This is a genomic window from Klebsiella sp. CN_Kp113 (assembly GCF_040064585.1).
GTDB lineage: Bacteria > Pseudomonadota > Gammaproteobacteria > Enterobacterales > Enterobacteriaceae > Klebsiella > Klebsiella michiganensis.
In genome coordinates this window covers 71671-88587 of sequence record NZ_JBEAID010000034.1, presented here as the reverse complement: position 1 = coordinate 88587, position 16917 = coordinate 71671, and the positions used below count along the sequence as shown (strand labels likewise).

The window sequence follows — 16917 nt, the reverse complement described above, 5'->3', positions numbered from 1 at the left end:
TTACTCCCCGAGATAGTGCTTCAGCGTCAGGCGCAGCTCGGGGCTCATGCGATCCAGGTTATTAAACAGCCAGCGTAAATAGCCAGGATCGTTTTCCGCCACTTCCGAGACCGGCTTGCCGCGGTATTTGCCGAAGGTAAAGGTGGAGAGCAGCGCCGGGCGGCCGGTAATGGTCGCCATCTCCTCAGGCGTCCAGCCGGAGGTGTTGATGATATCGAGCAGCAGGGCCGCGGTGATATAGCAATCGTACAGCGCCCGGTGATGATGCAGTCCCGGTGGCGTCGCGACGCTGAGCTTGCGCGATTTATACAGCCCCATATTGCTGTACTTGATGCCTGGCCACAGGCGGCGCGCCAGCTTCATCGTGCAGATCCACTCGCCCTGCATTTCCGGCAACACCCGGCGGTCAAAGCTGGCGTTATGGGCGACATACCACGGACTGCCCATATACAGCGGCACAATCTCCTCGATCCACGGCTTATCGGCGACCATCTCTTCGGTGATATGGTGAATCGCCATCGCCTGCGGGCTGATAGGCCGGTCGGGGCGAACCAGGTGGCTCATGGGATTGGTGATGTGTCCGTCGACAATATCTACCGAGGCGATTTCAACAATGCCTCCCTGCAATCCGCAGGTTTCTGTATCGATTACGCGCAGCATGGCTCGCTCCAGGCCAAAGAAACCAGCGTAATAGAATGCGCGGGTCTTGCCAACGTGGATGTCCGCAGGGGACGGGAATTATTTCTGTTTCGGTTCATAGGGCAGGCGAGAGAGCGAAACGGAGGCCAGTCGATGGGCGATCAGACGTTCGCGAAACCAGCCGCGCAGATGCTCGGGCTGTTCTCTTTCGACTAAGTCAGCCACCACCGGCATATTGTAGCGTTCTTTAAACGCGACGCCCGCCGCGGCGAGATCGACATTCACTTTGTCCATCTCCTCCTGGGATAGTTTAGCCAGGTTCTTTTCCATCGGTTTCTCCTCTGATAACGCCGCAAAAAGTACTAAGCACGCGGCAAAAAGGCAAGTCTCAGACGCTTAGCTCGACTGCGCCATTATACAGGGTTATTCTCTGTGCTACATACATAACAAAAAGGAATGACAACTATGCCAATCATCGCCGGGCGCGCGCTGCGTCTGTCTCTGTTTCTCGCCGGTTGCCTGACCGCAGCAGGCGCATCGGCCCACGCCCATCTACAACAACAGCTTCCGGCGGCCAATACCGTGGTGAACGCTTCACCGCAGGCGCTGACCCTGAACTTCTCCGAAGGCATCGAAACGCAGTTTAGCGGCGTAACCCTCACCGGGCCGCAGCAGAAGACCATCACCCTCGGTAAACCCGTCCGCAGCGACAGCAATAAGGCTCAGCTGACGGTACCGGTTGAGCAGGCGTTGACGCCGGGCGAATATACCGTTAACTGGCACGTGGTCTCCGTTGATGGCCACAAGACGAAAGGGCAATACACCTTTACCGTGAAGTAAGCCGATGCTGAGTGGAGTCTATGTCAGCTTACGCTTTATCCATTTCATTTCGCTGATCGTCGCTTTCGGCTGCGTCCTCTACGGCGCATGGTGGGCGCCGGTGGCCTTACGTCGTTTGATGATGCAGCGCTTCTATCCGCTGATGCGCTATTTATTATCAGCAAGCGCGCTGTCGGCGCTGCTGATGCTGATGGCGCAGGGCGGCTTGATGGGCAACGGCTGGCCGGACGTCTGGCAGCCGGCTATCTGGCAGGCGGTGGCCGGGACGCAGTTTGGCGGCGTGTGGGTATGGCAAATTTTACTCGCCTTTGTGGCGCTGGCGGTGGTCTGGCTGAAGCCCCGGCGACCGGGACGTTTGCTGCTGGTGCTGTTTTGCGCTCAGCTGCTGCTGCTGGCCGGCGTCGGGCATGCCGCAATGAACGATGGCTGGCTGGGGATAGTGCAGCGAACCAACCATGCGCTTCATCTGTTTTGCGTGGCCAGCTGGTTTGGCGGTCTGCTGCCGTTTATCTACTGTCTTCGCCTGGCGCACGGTCGCTGGCGGCAGGCGGCCATCTGCACCATGATGCGTTTTTCGCGCTACGGGCATCTGGCGGTTGCCGGCGCCATCGCCAGCGGCGTGGTAAATGCGCTGCTGATCCAGGGTGGACTTATCAGCACCTCGCCCTGGGGGCGTATGCTGTTGTTCAAATGTGCGCTGGTGGCGGCAATGGTGGCAATTGCGCTGGTGAACCGGTATGTTCTGGTGCCACGCATGTCGGCAGGCGGAACGCGAGCGGAGCAGCTCATCGTGCGCACCACGCAGATAGAAATTGCGCTGGGGGCGCTGGCGCTATTTGCCGTCAGCCTGTTTGCCACCTGGGAACCTTTCTGAATAAACTGGTTAAATCATGAAAAAAATCGTTCTGACAATGTTGTTACTGGCAAGTTCTGGCGCTGCGCTGGCGGCACCGCAGGTGATTACCGTAAGCCGCTTTGAGGTGGGTAAGGAGAGCTGGGCGTTTAACCGCGAAGAGGTGATGCTGACCTGCCGTCCGGGCAACGCGCTGTTCGCCATTAATCCCAGTACCCTGGTGCAGTACCCGCTAAACGACATCGCCGAACAGCAGATGAAAGACGGTAAAACCAACGCGCAGCCGATTTCTGTGATCCAGATTGACGATCCGCAGCAGCCGGGACAAAAAATGAGCCTGGCGCCCTTTATTGAGCGCGCGCAGAAGCTCTGCTGATCGCCGCCTGCATCCCGCTGTATTTACATGAAAAAAACCGCCATCCCCCGATACCGGGCGTGGCGGTTTTTTGTTGGCATCAGCAATTTTGATACGAATTATTCGTCCACTTTTGTCGCGGACTGGAAAACCTGACACGGTAAACTATTCTTATAAGGCAAGGCGACTTAGCCTGCATTAATGCCAACTTTTAGCGCACGGCTCTCTCCCAAGAGCCATTTCCCTGGACCGAATACAGGAATCGTGTTCGGTCTCTTTTTATCTGTTTTTCACAAACCGCAGATTCCATTGCAAAACCCCAGTCGCTTTTTTCGGGGCTTTTTTCTTATACCACAACAATAATTTCCTAAACATTTCTTTTACAAAAAATCGTCTGCTAACGTTTTAGTAGCTCACGGTCACCAGTACGGTATCGCTGTAGGTTCCCGCAGGCTGGTTGCTCTGGGTCGGGTTAATCTTGAGGGTGTAGTTCGCGGACTGCGCGGCGCCGGAGCCGGTTACGCTGAGATTGTTGCTTTCCGTCCAGGCGCTGCCGTTGGGCTGGTAAAACTGATACTGCAGCCAGGCGGTTGGTTGGTTCGCAATGGGCTGGCTCATCTGCCGCCAGTCGCCGACGCTGGCGTTAGTGCTGGCGAGGTTGACGGTGTAGGCCGCGTTTTTAGTGCAGCGGATGGCAAGCTGGCCGCTGTACTGGCTAAAACCGGACGGAAGGGCGGCAGAGGCAAATTCGACGTCCGGCGCGCTGTCGATATAGCAAACATTGGTCACCTTCACCGACACGTTGACCGTCGAGGTCAGGGTTCCGTTATTCGGAATACATATCTTAATGCCCAGCAGATCGAGCCCGACGTAGCAGAATCGGTACACCCAGGTGATGGTTAACACATCGGTATAGGTACCGGCGGGGACGTTGGCTCCCGGCGTGGTTCTGAAGTAGAGCGGCATGGTGCCATCGCTTGAGTTAAATAAACCCAGCAGTTCGAGCAGCGTTGTTCTGGACCAGCTAATCACGCCGCCGTCCTGATAGGCCGGCGAGCACGAGGCGTCAGAACAGACGCTATAAGGGATGGCATCGCCCGCGCCATTAAGCAGCCGCGGAACGCCGTTGCTCTTGTTGGCCGACGCCAGAGTGGCGCTTAACGTATTGGTTGAGTTCAGCGCCACCAGTTCCGGGGTGCAGTAAAACCCCGCGCCGGCCATCACGCCCTGAGGCGCGCTGTTGAGCGCAAAGGAATCGACCGGGCCGATCGCTGGCGCACTGGTTTTGATACTGCAGGCGGCCAGCGCGGTGCTGGCTTGCCCGAGCGCTAAGAGCATCGCGAATACGAGGATAATACTTTTCAACGTTATCTCCGTTGTTAAGAGGGGCAGCTGACCGGACCTATCCGCTGCGGAACCGGCGTTGAGGACGGAAGTTCGAACTGGACGCTGCATCGAAGCTCTCCGGCGTTTATTTTGACTTCGTTGTGGCGTCCAAGGTGCGAGAACCAGACCACGCCGTCATAGCCCACCAGGCCGCGCTGCTTGCTGTTAACCTCCTCGACCGGCGTACCGACCGGCAGCGGTTGCCCCCTGGCATCGACGAAGACGAGGGTTGCCGAGCGCACGCGGTTCACCGGGAAATCGACCAGCGCTCCGCTGCCTTCGCGCACGGCGATGCGTTTCTCCACCGTCAGAGCTTCGGTGTCCGTTGGCAGCGGTAGCGTATCGAGAGTGACTTTCCCCGGATACCACGCCGTCGCCCACGGGATCAGCAGATGACCATTTTTATCGGTCACGCCGACTTTGCGATTTTCATAATTCACCGCAATATTCGGGTAGTTGCCGGTGGAGACGACGATAAAGGCGTCGTTAATTTGCCGGGCGAAAAACAGACTGTTATCCATCAGCACCACCGAGCCCGCGGCCTCAAACCAGCTGTGACGATCGTCGCGCGACCCGTAGTAGCCTCCGCTCAGCGTTGACACGCGGTTGATCCAGGTCAGATCCGCCTGACTATAGTTATCGCCGCCGATCGAATGGGCGAGGTTCCAGCCCAGCCCGCCTTCTGCAGGAGCAGAGCGGCTGACGCTGATATTTTCTCCCCATTGTCCGGCGCTGGCGCGCTGGCCGCTTAGCTGGACGGAGGTTTGCGAATCGAAAGGGATGATGACCTGCAGCATGCTGGCGTAGCTACCTTCCTGCAGATCGCGGTTGACGCTCAGGCTGAGGCTGCTGCTGAGCCACAGGCCGCGGCTCCAGGAGAGGTTCAGCAGCCGGGTGCGCGAATTATCCTCGGCTTTGATATCAAAGTAGCCAATGCTAAAAGAACCGAGGGTTCGTCCCCACGGACTCAGGCTCAGCGTGGCCTGGTCTGACTGACGGCTGAGCGTGGCGGTAGACCCATAGGTGCTGAGGTTGTCGTAGCCGGCGCTGCGGCGGATATGTTGATAGCTCACTCCCCAGCTACTGCCATAGTAAGAGTAACCCGAGGTGAACTGGTTTCCGTCTCCCTCGCCACGGCTGGCGCTGCCCGACAGGCTGAGGGTGCCCAGATTCCCCACGCCGATATCGCTGCCAATGCCGGCATTGGTTAACCCTTCGCGGTCTTCGGTATGCGTAGAAAGCGTGAGCCAGTTGTTGAATCCGTAGCGATAAATAGCGCTTACCGCGCCGGCGCCATAATCGGCACTCCTGATACCGTAGTTGTTGCGCAGGGCGCCGAGGGTGAAATCAAAATCGCTCAGTCCTTCCCGCAGCAGGGTATTGGAGACATAAAAAGGGATGCTGGTGGAGACCTGGCGACCCAGAGCGTCGGTGGTCACTACGGTGGCTTCGCCGGCGCCGCTGATCCAGGGAACGTTGGTCAGCGTATAGGGGCCGCCATTGATTTGCGCAGAGCTGCTCTTATAGCCGTTAATAAACAGATCGACGCTTGAAGGAACCGCCGCGCTGCCGGATAAGTTAAGCAGCGGATATGTCACCAGATCCGGGCGAACGCTGAAGTTGCGGCTCAGGCGTAGCCCCCCCATGCGCACGGAACTGCTCCACGTCAGGGCGTTACTGACCACGTCCCCGGCCTGGTAGCTAATCATTTGGTCGCTATCGCTGTACTTCCACAGGGTGTCGTAGCGCATATAGCCCTGCTGCTCGTAGCCCGTCGAAGACCAGTTTTGCCGAATCACGGCGTTATTGGAAAGGACGCCCGGCGGGCCGAAAAGGCGCGTTTCGGTGAAGGTGCTGGTGGTTTGCGAACCGCCGGATGAAAAGAGGCTGTAAGCGTCGTAGTTAAATAAAATTCCCGGGCTGCTTATCGCGGTCTGGCCAGGTTGTTCCGTAGTCCCCCCTATGTGCTGCTCGGGGAGCCATTTGTCCGGAACCTGGAGCTTGAGGATCTGACCCGGCTGGTCATATTCCACTTTCACCGAGGGTAGCGTCGTCACATCAACCAGCGCGTCGCCGGTTTGCAGGGGAATATGCGCTTGCTGCAACACGCTGGCCGCGATCCAGTAGTGGCCAGCGTTGACCTTTACCGGAACGGCGCCGGCAAGAATATTGCCGTTGACCGATACGCTGAGGTACAGCTCGTATTCCTGCTTTTCGCCGTAGGATGCCGCAGGCGCAGGCAGGGAATCATAGGTCGCGGCGCAGGCCGTTACCGACGCCATCGCCAGCAGCCCCCCGGACGCCGTCCTTTTCAGATCTCTCATTTTTAACGATTCGCCGGAATTTCCACCGCCTGACCGTTATCCGTTAATTTCGCGAACAGATGCATTCCTGACGGCACGGAAGCGTTTCCGGCGCTCGGGAAACAGCTCTTTTTCTGCGCCAGAACGTAGCCGAGAAGACCATTAGCCTGGGGAATGCGCCCCTTGCCGCTCGCGTTCGCCCAGTAAACCGCGCTGAGGCGCGCGTGCTGATTGCCTCTGTTTTCGATGCACAGCGTCTGGCGGTTATTTTGCTGCGAGAGCGACCAGCGCAGCGTGGCCCTTACCGGTTCGACTGAACCCGCGTTCTTTAGCGGCGTGACGCCCTGCCCATAGGTAAACAGCGGCAGGACATAGCGCATGCGCATTTTCAGCCCGGCGGCGTTCTGTTCCGTCTGCGCCGCGGGTTGCGCGGCAGGGATCTCATCGATAACAATGCGATAGGACTGCTCTTTGCCGTTTGCGATGGGGGCGACGCGCATGAGCCGCACCAGCTGGCGCTGCCCCGGCGCTACCGTGGTAAAAGGCGGGCTGGCGACAACATCCCGCTGATCGGCGTAGACGTCCGCTGACGCTTTTTGATCCCAGGCAAACACGCGCAGCTGCAAATTAACCGGCGCGCTGCCGCGATTCTCCAGCCACAGTTCAGACCCTGTTTCGTGGCTTTCGATCGTTTGAAATATCGGCCATACCAGAACGGAGCTGGCGGCCAGCGCGGATGAGGGAAGCAATAAAGCGAATATAAACGGCGCAAATCTACAGCGAATCATAGTTAACCTGTGAATTATCTAATAGGTCAGCGTGACGGTGACCGTGTCGGTATAGGAGCCCACCGCCGGGAAGCCATTCGTGGCAAAAAGGCGGCCATAAACCGTGTAGGTTTGCGTGGTGCTCGGAAAGGATGCAACGCTCAGGGCCAGCGTACTGCTGCCCCAAACGTTAGCGCGGTTGGCGTCCTGATAAAGCTGGTACGCCAGCGTGCTGCTGTTGCCGTTCGACATGTAGCGCTGAGTGGCTGAGCCGCCGTTGACGCCATAGTCGAGGGCGATTGAAATAGCGGTGCCGGGCGTGCAGGTCACGATGATGGAACCTGCGCCGGCGGTACTCGCGACATCCACGTTGCTGTAAAGCGATGACAGGGTGCCAAAATTCAGCGTGCCGAAGTCCGTCGTTTGGGAGCCGTCCCCGGCGCCCAGCGCGCAGCCTGCGGTTATCTGCGCGGAGACTTTGAACGTCTTTTGGGCAACGGCGGCATGGGCGCCCGAGGTAAAAAGCAGAAGTAATGTAAGCCACTCTGGTCGAAGCATGACGCCCATTTTCCTTATGCGGTTACCAGGCTAAGGTCGCGGTAACAATGTCGTCATACACATCGGCTGTCGGCGCGTTGACGCTCTGGTCTTCAGGGCGAATGCGGGCAAAAACAGGAATCGCCTGTGGATTCCCTGTGCCAACGATAGGTATTGTGCCGCCAGGCAGGATTTCGTTATTGCGGGCGGCATCCGAATAGAGCCGATAGGCAATCTGCTGGGTGCCACCGGCGTTTTTCATATAGCGCAGCGCAGCATCGCCAGACTGGCCGCCGTCAAGCGTCAGGGTCGAGGCAAGATCCTCGGTGCAGGTCACGGTTAGGGCGTTTCCGCCGCCGCTGCCGGTGATCTCCGCATCAATGGAGTTGGCTAAATCGCCATAGGAGCCGAAATTAATGTTGCCCCAGCGGTTGTTTTCGCCATTGCGGACATTCGATACGCTGCATCCGCTGCCGAGCGTCACCTGAACGCCAATCTGGCCGCTTAAGGTTCCCGCTGCAGAAGCCGGTTGAAGAATAACTATGGCGCTCAGTAAGCCGCCCAGGAGACTGCGCGAGATCGTTGTGACGTTCATAGAGAACCTCTTAGTGGAAAGCCGCTGAAGAAAAACAACAATGTAGCGATAGACGTTGGTCACCGATTAAGTGCCGCGGTTTTGTTGGTTAACGTATAACTACTCCTGCAAGATATGTGTAATTTTGTATTTATGGCTGGTTATGTGTTTTTTATTGGATTTTTATTCTGCATTTATGCCTTTTATATGGATGAAAACTCTTTTTGTTAATTAATTGTTGGTGTTATGTTTTTTAATTGTGTTTTGAAGGGGCGTGGAAATAGGGCGATTTTTTCTTAAATCACAATCTGGCGCAAAGTTTGCAACAAAAAATCTGGACAAAAAGGCGGGTATAGACACTGGAGGCGCCGTTGAGCAAGGGCGAGGAGAAAACACCTGCACAAAATCAGGCCCATAGTGCAGGTGAACTTTACGGGCCAACATCGGAAGTGACCCAGTATACACATTTGTATGACAAATGAAATAATAGATAAGAGACGGTTTTTCACTTTTTTGGCGGTTATTCTTCTGACCGCGCTATGGATTATTGTCAGGGAGGCGAAGGGGGCGAACGACGGCGTGAAAATAATGGGCAACGATTTATTCTGGCGCCACAAAAGAGGGGTACAGCCATGTTTCCAGAAAGCTCACCAGAAACCATATTTGTCCACTAAAAATAAACCACAGAGCAGTGGTCAAAATAATCAACAGGATAGCCAGCAGGAGTAATTCTGTTTTGCTCATAACTTCACTAGCCGTCCGCAAGGAGTACAACGAAGTTATGATAGTAACTAAAGCGCCGTTGAAGATGCAAACGCCGTTGTGCTAAACGGCGTTGGCGAAGCGGCGGGAGAGCTAATCCATGAGTATCGCCATCTGGGCGGCCATATCATCCAGCAGCTGGAAGCGGCGACGATATTCGGCGCGTTTCTTACTGGCGATGCTCTCAAGCGTCTTTCTTTCCAGCTGCAGCGGCAGACGCCAGCGCCAGGCGCCGTCGGCGACCCCATCGATAGAGTGCCAGAACTCATTATAGCTGGCGTGAAAATGGCGCCCTTTACTCAGCCGATAGCGCAGCGCGCGGAAGACGTGGCCGCTGTCGCTGACCCCGTAAATGTGATGAATGTTGCAACGCGCCGCCATTAACCAGATAAATTCCATCAGCAGGCGTTTCGGGAACAGGCCGTAACAGGCGCGGGTCGCCCGTTTAATCACTTCGTGCGGAACGGTGCTGCGTGGCCCCTGCAGGCCGCCGATAGTCAACTGCCATTGCTCCTGCTGGCGGGTGACGCTAAAGGTCGCGCTGGCAAGCACAATCTCATCGCTATCGCGCAGCCACAGCGTCGTTTCGCCCTCGCGTTCGGCTTTGCCCGCCGAGGACGCGGAGAGCGTAAACCGGCTGTCGTCTTTGCCTGTCAGCTCAAGCAGCGGCACATCTTTCGCGGCGGTCATGGCCCCGGCGAGGCGCGAGGCGCCCAGGGAATCAACGAACTGATAGTGGCTGATAATGGCCTGAGCGCGCTGGCTGGCGTTTAACCCGCGGGTTAAATACTGGCGATGGACTTTGCCCGGCAGCGTCACCTGAGCGGCGAGCAGCTGATTGAAATCCGCACGCGCCGACAGGCTCTCCAGCATGCTGCGCGTTGGCGCATAAAATAATGCCGTGCGCAGTAAAAACTTAAGCCGGTAATGACGTTGTTGCCAGATGGGGGCGGGTGTGATCCGGCCCATCACCAGATCGGCAATGAGATTTGGGCGTCGCTCAACTACGCTGGCTGAATGCAGGCTGTTATCCGTCACGATGAATACCTCGGTGTTATTTAGCCTCTATTCTATGGATATATCGTGGGGAGCTTAATGCCCGGCCGGACTATATTTGGCTTTCGTTTAAAATCGATTGAGGTGCCAATTTACGGGCGGTGAAGCCGCAGGGTTTTCCTATAATTATGCGGGGAGGACGAAATATGTATCAGCGTATTTACGGTTGCGACTGGCGTAATATCTGGCTGGTGGGCGACCTGCACGGCTGTTTCGCACGCCTGATGGCGGCCCTTCGTGAGCGCAAGTTTGACCCTTACCAGGATCTGCTTCTTTCGGTGGGCGATCTGATCGATCGGGGGCCACAAAGCGCGGAGTGTCTGGATTTACTGCGCTATCGCTGGGTTTACGCGGTGCGTGGAAACCATGAACAGATGGCGCTGGAGGCGCTTGCCGACGGCGATATGAGGCTCTGGGAGATGAACGGAGGCGACTGGTATACGCAGCGTGCGGCGAGCCAAAAGCAACGCCTTACGGCGCTTATTGCCCGCTGCCGCCGACTGCCGCTGATTATTGAACTCCACAGCGGTGAGCAGGTGCACGTGATTGCCCACGCTGATTACCCCGCCGCGGTTTATCGCTGGCAGCGCGTTGTTGATGAGCACCAGGTGCTGTGGCGTCGGCAGCGTCTCACTGACCATCTCGCCGGGCGTCACGGGGCGATTGCCGGCGCTGACCATTTCTGGTTCGGCCATACGCCGCTGAAACGACGCTACGATAGCGATAACCAGCACTATATCGATACGGGGGCCGTGTTTGGTGGAGAGCTAACCCTGGTGGCGCTACAGCTGGCAGGCTAAAAATCGCTGTATTCTCGGGCGGGAAGCCAGAAACTATCGATAAAATCTTCTACCGGAAAGCAGCCGCCGTGGCGTATCCGCTGATCGTCCATGGCCGTTGTGCACTGCCGCTCGTTATCGTAAACATCGACAACGATATCTTCACAGCCGCCGTCCAGGTAACAAATAAACAGCACTAAGGCAAACATCCGAGCCTCATATCCTGAAAAACATAGCGTTAAGTGTAGGAGATGACGGAGAAGCGGGGAAATAAATAACCCGTCTCAGGCGACGGGTTCAATTGAGTCAGGCGAGGCGCATGACCCAGGCATCGGACTGGCGATCGTAGTGCTTACGGTAGAGGACGGAATGTTCACCATCAAGTATGGCGGGTACGCTGGTGTCCGCGTCCCATGCATCAAGCTGCATGCATAAATCCGGATCGGATTTGCAGGGGATGCTTAACGTTCGCTCTCCCTGCTGTTCGCCGTGCAGTTCGGCGTCGTCTATCTCAAACGCGCCGATACGTACGTTAGTTTTGGCCATAAATTCACCCCGTTTGTCTGCTGAGTTGTGGTACGACCAGTTAAGGCCGCCATTTTTCAGCGTAGACAAACGGGCGTAAAGCGCCAGTGAAAAAATGCTGTTTTTCGACGCGCCATCACGCTTTTTTGCTAAAAAGCTTACCGTCACGCACCAGTTCGCGGGGATAGCTATTTTTTAAACGCGACCCGACTTTTTTCGCCAGCCCGATCGGCGCGCCCTGATAGGTGACAATCGCATCATCCTTCTGCGGGAGCGTTTCAGGATAGATATCGCGACCGCGATACCACTCTTCCGCCTCGGCTTCCGTCAGCGCCAGGGGAGCGGCCGGCGCGGCAAGCGCAATCACCGCTTCGTGCTGCCAGCGGTAGCCTTTGTTATGGGTTTCGGCGAGCCGGATGCCGATGCGGGAAAAGCGCACTTTGCCGAATAACGTTTCGAGCGCCTGTGGGAATAACCAGATTTCTTTATCGCGCTGCCAGAGCGTATGGTCGGCGGTCCACTGCAAACCGACGGCGGCGGCGGCGGCAATCACGGCGGCGGATTCGCGGGTTTTAAGCGGCGTGAAGGGGAATTTCCCCACTTTATAACCCGGCGCCGGGAGCGGGTCGATGGCTGCGGTTTTACGTAAACGGGCGACGAAGAACCCTTCGCAGTCAAAAATCTGCGGGAAGACGTGCAGGAAGCCCTCCTCGGTGAGGGCTTCGCTGGCCTGCGGGAACAGTGAGCCGAGCGGCACGACTTCTACCGCCTGCGGATAGCGCGCCAGCAGCCCGTTGACCACCTTTTCGTTTTCTTGCCGGTTCAGGGTACAGGTGGAGTAAACCAGCGTCCCGCCGGGGCGAAGGGCGTGAAACGCGCTGTCAATCAGCTCGCGCTGGGTCACCGCAATTTCCGCGTTGCTTTCCGGCGACCAGTTTTTCAGCGCATCGGGATCTTTACGTACTACCCCTTCGCCGGAGCAGGGGGCGTCGAGCAGGATCGCGTCAAAGCATTCCGGCAGCGCGGCGCCGAATACCCGACCATCGAAATGGGTCAGCGCCACGTTGCTGATTCCACAGCGGCTGATGTTGGCGTGCAGGACTTTAACCCGGCTGGCGGAATATTCATTGGCCAGAATGCCGCCTTCGTTACCCATGCGGGCGGCGATTTGCGTGGTTTTAGAACCCGGCGCGGCGGCGACGTCCATCACCCGCTTCGGCATCTGTCCGTCGGCAAACAGCGCGGCGACCGGCAGCATGGAGCTGGCTTCCTGAATGTAAAACAGCCCGCTAAGGTGCTCGGCCGTGCTGCCCAGCGGCAGGTCGTCTTCATCTTCACGCTCGATCCAGAAACCCTCTTCGCACCACGGAACCGGCGTGAGCTGCCAGCGGTAGGGGGCGACCAGCTGCAAAAAATCAGCCACCGTGATTTTCAGCGTATTGACGCGAATGCTTCGCCGCAGCGGGCGCTGGCAGGCGGCGATAAAGTCGTCAAAAGAGAGATGCGTCGGCATTGCCGCACGCATTTGAGCGAGGAATTCTTCAGGAAGATAGACAGCGTTTTGAGCCACGGGGAGCGCACCACAACGAAAAAAGGGGGCGTAGTTTACCATAAAGGCTCCGGCGGCGGACACCGGAGCCTGTTATGCTTAGCGCGGCAGGGCGGTGCCCCATTCGCGCCACTCTTTCGGTTCGCTCTCCAGCAGCAGGAAGTGTTTGCCATCCTGCGCTTTCGGCGCCAGCGGCGTACCCGGAGGCGTCGCAAACGCGATGCCGCCGCGAATGAACTGATTAAAGGTACCGGTTTTCACCACCCCGCCAATCAGGCCAAAGTCGAGGCTATAGCCGGAAGCCAGCCAGAACACCGAGTTGTTGCGCACCAGATACTGATAACGCTTGCTGATACGCAGCTGTACCATCACGCGATCCGACATCGAACCGAGCATCAGACCGGTCACCGTGCCGACTTCGAGCCCGCGGAACAGCACCGGCGTGCCGATACCCAGCGAACCCGCTTCCGGTACTTCGACGATAATGCTCAGGCCGTCGATATAACGTGAATCGCTGATCGTGGTTTCCTGAATTTCGAAATCACGGCGCGGCGCACCGCGTCCCGGCTCGACGTTGATATAGGCCTGGAAAAGGGTATCCAGATGTTCGACGCCCGCCGCGGATATCTGCGGCGTAATCACCGAGAAACGCGTCCCGGCGCGGGCAAAAGTATTGACGTATTCCGGGTAGAGAACCGCTTTCGCCTGCACTTCGTTTTTCGCAGTAATTAAATTCAGCGACTGGATCTGGCCAATATCAATCCCCAGGTAGCGAATTGGCATCCCTTCGGCGATTTTACCGGCGTCGAAGGCGTGCAGGGTTATCTGCCCACCCACCGCGCGGGCGGCGGTTTCTGACGCATACAGCACGCGTTTGTTATCGATCCGCGCGCTGGCGCTGGCGCCGCTGAGGTTATCAAAGCTAATCGCGCCCTTCAGCGCGCGGGAGAGCGGGGATGCCTGCACCGTCAGGCCGCTGCCGTTAAGCTGCACTTTCGCGCCGCCTTCGGCCCAGAACACGCTGTTGCTGGTCAGCAGATGGCGATATTCCGGCTTGATATGGATATTGATCTCAAAGGCGTTCTTGCGCGGCTGCACGGTGATGATTTCCCCGACCGCAAATTTACGGTACAGCACCACGGAGCCTGCCTGCACGTCCGGCAGCGTCTCGGCTGAGAGCGTAAGCGTGGTGGTCGGCAGATCGCTCATACTGTTTTCCAGCGCCTTTTCCTGGTTCGCGTACAGCGGATAGCGGCTTTGCATCGCCCCTTTGTCGCCCGGGATAACGCGGATCCCGCCGCTGACCCATTCGCTGGCGCTGGCCCCGAGGAACTCCACGCCATCGATGCCGACTTTAACGTCGATGCGGCTGTTGACCACGAATTTGCTATCGCCGCGTACCAGAGAACGGTACTCCGGCATCACCGCCACCTGGAACGTGACGCCATCGGCGTTCAGCTTGCGCTCCAGAACCTGGCCAATCTGCACGCCGTGCAGAATCAGCGGCTGCCCGGCGTCGATGCCGTAGCTTTCCGGCGCGGTGAGCGTGACGGTCGCGACATCCGGTTCTTCCAGAATGGATTTATCGGCAGGCAGCACCGCAAACTGGTTGCGGGGTTCACCCTCGCCGGGGACCAGCTCGAAGGTGGTGCCGGTCAGCAGGGCGCTGACGCTGGGGTTATCCAGCGAGATTTTCGGCTTCTTCATCTGAATCAGCGTCTTCTCGCGCAGCAGGCTGACGACGCTCGGGTCGACGGTCATTTCGCCGGTCACTTTCCCGTCGCCATTGAGATTCAGCTTACTGAGCTGGCCGACCTCCAGGCCCTGGTACATCAGCGGCGTAGAGCCCGCTTTTAAGCCTGCGCCATCCGGGAGATCCAGTTTAACCACCACGCCGCGCTGGCTGTGCGCCAGGTCTTCGTATAAGTGATAGTCCGTGTTTTGCTGAGCCTGTGGAGAATCATCCGGGGAATCAAAGGCGATAGCGCCGTTCACCAGCGCCGAGAGGCTGTCCAGCTGGACTTTCGCTCCGCTCAGGCTGACGTCCGCCTTCACGCCGGATACGTTCCAGAAACGGCTCTCTTTTTTCACCAGGTTGGTGAAACGCCGCTCGATCAGCACATCAATGGTGACGCCCTGATTGTTCGGATTAATGGCGTAGTCATATACCCGGCCGACCGGAATTTTGCGGAAGTAGACCAGCGAGCCGCTGGTTAACGAACCCAAATCCGCTGACTTGAGATGAATCATCAGCTCGCCGTTATTGATGTGGTACTTCGGCTGGGTATCGAGGGCGACAAAGTGATCCTCGGGCTCGCCCTGGCCGGGCATCATGCCGATATAGTTACCGCCCACCAGCGCATCCAGGCCTGACACGCCGGCGAGAGAAGCCTTCGGCGTTACCAGCCAGAACTGCGTCTCCTTGCGCAGCGCATCTTTCATATCGCCCTTGACGCTGGCGGAAACCTCAATTTTGCTCAGATCTTTACTCAGCGAGATGTTCTCCACCGTACCGACTTCTACCCCCTGATAGCGGATAGGCGTGCGGCCAGGAACGATACCGTTAGCGGACTGGAAGTCGATAACGATCGTCGTACCGCGATCCTGGTAGCTGGTCCATATCAGCCAGCCGGCAATCAGCAGCGCGATGACCGGCAGCAGCCAAAATGGCGAGATACGGCGTTTAGTTTTAATTTTGGCTTCAGTCGGCGAAGCGGGCGTTTCCTGACTCATGTGCGTCCCAAAGTAAGCGGCTGTCCAGCCATTCAACAGCAAGGATAGTTAATATTACCGCGGCGCCAAAATAGACCGCGGCGGGCCCCATCGTAAACGCGAGGAGCTGATCGCGGTTGATCAGCGACATGGTTAATGCGATGACAAAAAGATCCAACATAGACCAGCGGCCGATCCAGGTAATCAGCCGCAGTAGCAGGATGCGGGTACGTAATCCCTGTTCACACTTGAATTGTATGCTGACCAGCAGCGTAAACAATACAATTACTTTGGTGAATGGGACCAGAATACTGGCGATGAACACGACGCCGGCGATAGCGACGTTGCTGCTGGCTAGCGACATAATGCCGGAAAGGATGGTGTCATCCTGACGCGCGCCGTTGACGTAGATAATCGAGATCGGCAGCAGGTTGGCAGGCAGCAGGAAAACCATTGACGCAATCAGCGCAGCCCAGCTCTTTTGCAGGCTCTGGCGGCGTCTGTGGCGCAGGGGAGTGTGGCAGCGACGGCAGCGGCCGCGCGAATCGCGATGGCCGGTATAATGGCAGCCGAGGCAAACCTGCAGGTTTTCATCCGGCCGCAGCGCCGGGCGCTGGGGGTAAAAACGCTCCCAGAGCTCCTCCACGTTCATATGGATAAGCGTCAGGATACTGAGCAGGGTGAGGGAGATATAGGCGATAAGCCCGATGCCCGGCTGCAGGAAGGCGTAATCCTGCACCTTAATGGAGGCGACGCCGATGCCGACCAGGTAAATATCCAGCATCACCCACTCTTTGAGCCGCTCCAGCATCAGCAGTATCGGGCGCAGATTCATGCCCAGCACGTTGCCCAGCCACAGATAGGCGATTGAGACCACCAGCAGCACCGGCGCCACGACCGCGCAAAATAGCACCATCGCCGCCGTGAGCGGATCGCCCTGGCCGGTCATTTGCCAGATGCCCTGAAGGACGTTAGCGTCGATACGCACGCCCAGCAGATGCAAACGCAGCAGCGGTTCGCTCCAGGCAAAAGGCATCAGCAGCAGCATCGCGATTGCCATGCTGCCCAGCCGGGTAAGCGACCAGTCGCGGCCATCGCGCACTTTGGCGTTGCAGCGGGGACACCAGGCGCTTTGATTCTTTTTTAGGACCGGTAAACGAAACAGCAGGTCGCACTGCGGACAGCGCTGATAGTGAGCGTGCTCAACGGGGGCGCTGACCGAGTAGACGACCATTTTTTTTGCTGGCGTAATCCTGGGTGTTTTTAGTGGCATTTATAGC

The 16917-nt window shown here is 57.6% G+C and carries 18 protein-coding genes; 4 read left to right on the top strand and 14 right to left on the bottom strand.

Annotated elements, in window-relative coordinates:
- Complete coding sequence (gene exoX / locus ABLV30_RS22310; protein WP_014229839.1) at nucleotides 1-660, bottom strand: exodeoxyribonuclease X; 660 nt, start codon at nucleotides 658-660, stop codon at nucleotides 1-3.
- Between the two features lie 78 nt (nucleotides 661-738).
- Nucleotides 739-969: a DNA polymerase III subunit theta gene (locus ABLV30_RS22305; protein WP_004103351.1), complete on the bottom strand. Its 231-nt coding sequence runs from the start codon at nucleotides 967-969 to the stop codon at nucleotides 739-741.
- Nucleotides 970-1104: 135 nt separating this feature from the next.
- On the opposite strand from ABLV30_RS22305, the gene yobA reads away from it, so the two are divergent.
- The 3 genes from yobA to ABLV30_RS22290 are packed head-to-tail and all read left to right on the top strand — an operon-like array spanning nucleotide 1105 to nucleotide 2708.
- On the top strand, nucleotides 1105-1479 hold the full coding sequence (gene yobA, locus ABLV30_RS22300; RefSeq protein ID WP_014229838.1) for a CopC domain-containing protein YobA: 375 nt from the start codon (nucleotides 1105-1107) through the stop codon (nucleotides 1477-1479).
- Between the two features lie 4 nt (nucleotides 1480-1483).
- Nucleotides 1484-2353 carry a copper homeostasis membrane protein CopD gene (copD, locus tag ABLV30_RS22295; protein WP_025106130.1) on the top strand — a complete coding sequence of 290 codons (870 nt, stop codon included), beginning with the start codon at nucleotides 1484-1486 and terminating at the stop codon, nucleotides 2351-2353.
- Between the two features lie 16 nt (nucleotides 2354-2369).
- A complete protein-coding gene (locus tag ABLV30_RS22290) occupies nucleotides 2370-2708 on the top strand; it encodes a YebY family protein (RefSeq protein WP_004103344.1) in 339 nt (112 codons plus the stop codon).
- Nucleotides 2709-3092: 384 nt separating this feature from the next.
- On the opposite strand, the gene ABLV30_RS22285 is transcribed toward ABLV30_RS22290, so the two are convergent.
- The 7 genes from ABLV30_RS22285 to ABLV30_RS22255 form a co-directional block, all read right to left on the bottom strand.
- Nucleotides 3093-4052, bottom strand: coding sequence for a spore coat protein U domain-containing protein (locus tag ABLV30_RS22285; RefSeq protein WP_046878049.1), 960 nt, complete (start codon nucleotides 4050-4052; stop codon nucleotides 3093-3095).
- A 14-nt stretch (nucleotides 4053-4066) separates the two neighbouring features.
- Complete coding sequence (locus ABLV30_RS22280) at nucleotides 4067-6397, bottom strand: fimbria/pilus outer membrane usher protein (RefSeq protein ID WP_047723554.1); 2331 nt, start codon at nucleotides 6395-6397, stop codon at nucleotides 4067-4069.
- Between the two features lie 2 nt (nucleotides 6398-6399).
- Nucleotides 6400-7164: a fimbria/pilus periplasmic chaperone gene (locus ABLV30_RS22275; RefSeq protein ID WP_025106133.1), complete on the bottom strand. Its 765-nt coding sequence runs from the start codon at nucleotides 7162-7164 to the stop codon at nucleotides 6400-6402.
- 18 nt (nucleotides 7165-7182) lie between these two features.
- Nucleotides 7183-7701: a spore coat U domain-containing protein gene (locus ABLV30_RS22270; RefSeq protein ID WP_004852079.1), complete on the bottom strand. Its 519-nt coding sequence runs from the start codon at nucleotides 7699-7701 to the stop codon at nucleotides 7183-7185.
- 22 nt (nucleotides 7702-7723) lie between these two features.
- Complete coding sequence (locus ABLV30_RS22265; RefSeq protein WP_032694913.1) at nucleotides 7724-8275, bottom strand: spore coat U domain-containing protein; 552 nt, start codon at nucleotides 8273-8275, stop codon at nucleotides 7724-7726.
- A gap of 579 nt (nucleotides 8276-8854) precedes the next feature.
- A complete protein-coding gene (locus tag ABLV30_RS22260; RefSeq protein ID WP_185220033.1) occupies nucleotides 8855-8998 on the bottom strand; it encodes an Ecr family regulatory small membrane protein in 144 nt (47 codons plus the stop codon).
- A gap of 111 nt (nucleotides 8999-9109) precedes the next feature.
- Nucleotides 9110-10054 (bottom strand): VirK/YbjX family protein, encoded by a 945-nt coding sequence (locus ABLV30_RS22255; RefSeq protein WP_004852075.1) that lies wholly within the window; start codon nucleotides 10052-10054, stop codon nucleotides 9110-9112.
- 164 nt (nucleotides 10055-10218) lie between these two features.
- On the opposite strand from ABLV30_RS22255, the gene pphA reads away from it, so the two are divergent.
- On the top strand, nucleotides 10219-10872 hold the full coding sequence (gene pphA / locus ABLV30_RS22250) for a protein-serine/threonine phosphatase (protein WP_025106137.1): 654 nt from the start codon (nucleotides 10219-10221) through the stop codon (nucleotides 10870-10872).
- On the opposite strand, the gene ABLV30_RS22245 is transcribed toward pphA, so the two are convergent.
- From ABLV30_RS22245 to yebS, 5 genes are all read right to left on the bottom strand, one after another.
- Nucleotides 10869-11060: a YebW family protein gene (locus ABLV30_RS22245; RefSeq protein ID WP_004122014.1), complete on the bottom strand. Its 192-nt coding sequence runs from the start codon at nucleotides 11058-11060 to the stop codon at nucleotides 10869-10871. The genes pphA and ABLV30_RS22245 overlap by 4 nt on opposite strands.
- A gap of 97 nt (nucleotides 11061-11157) precedes the next feature.
- Nucleotides 11158-11397: a YebV family protein gene (locus ABLV30_RS22240; protein WP_004852069.1), complete on the bottom strand. Its 240-nt coding sequence runs from the start codon at nucleotides 11395-11397 to the stop codon at nucleotides 11158-11160.
- Between the two features lie 115 nt (nucleotides 11398-11512).
- Nucleotides 11513-12946: a 16S rRNA (cytosine(1407)-C(5))-methyltransferase RsmF gene (gene rsmF / locus ABLV30_RS22235; RefSeq protein WP_265800160.1), complete on the bottom strand. Its 1434-nt coding sequence runs from the start codon at nucleotides 12944-12946 to the stop codon at nucleotides 11513-11515.
- A 78-nt stretch (nucleotides 12947-13024) separates the two neighbouring features.
- On the bottom strand, nucleotides 13025-15658 hold the full coding sequence (locus ABLV30_RS22230) for a PqiB family protein (RefSeq protein WP_025106139.1): 2634 nt from the start codon (nucleotides 15656-15658) through the stop codon (nucleotides 13025-13027).
- Nucleotides 15627-16910: a membrane integrity lipid transport subunit YebS gene (yebS, locus tag ABLV30_RS22225; protein ID WP_025106140.1), complete on the bottom strand. Its 1284-nt coding sequence runs from the start codon at nucleotides 16908-16910 to the stop codon at nucleotides 15627-15629. The genes ABLV30_RS22230 and yebS overlap by 32 nt, the downstream gene beginning before the upstream one ends.
- Between the last annotated feature and the right edge of the window lie 7 nt (nucleotides 16911-16917).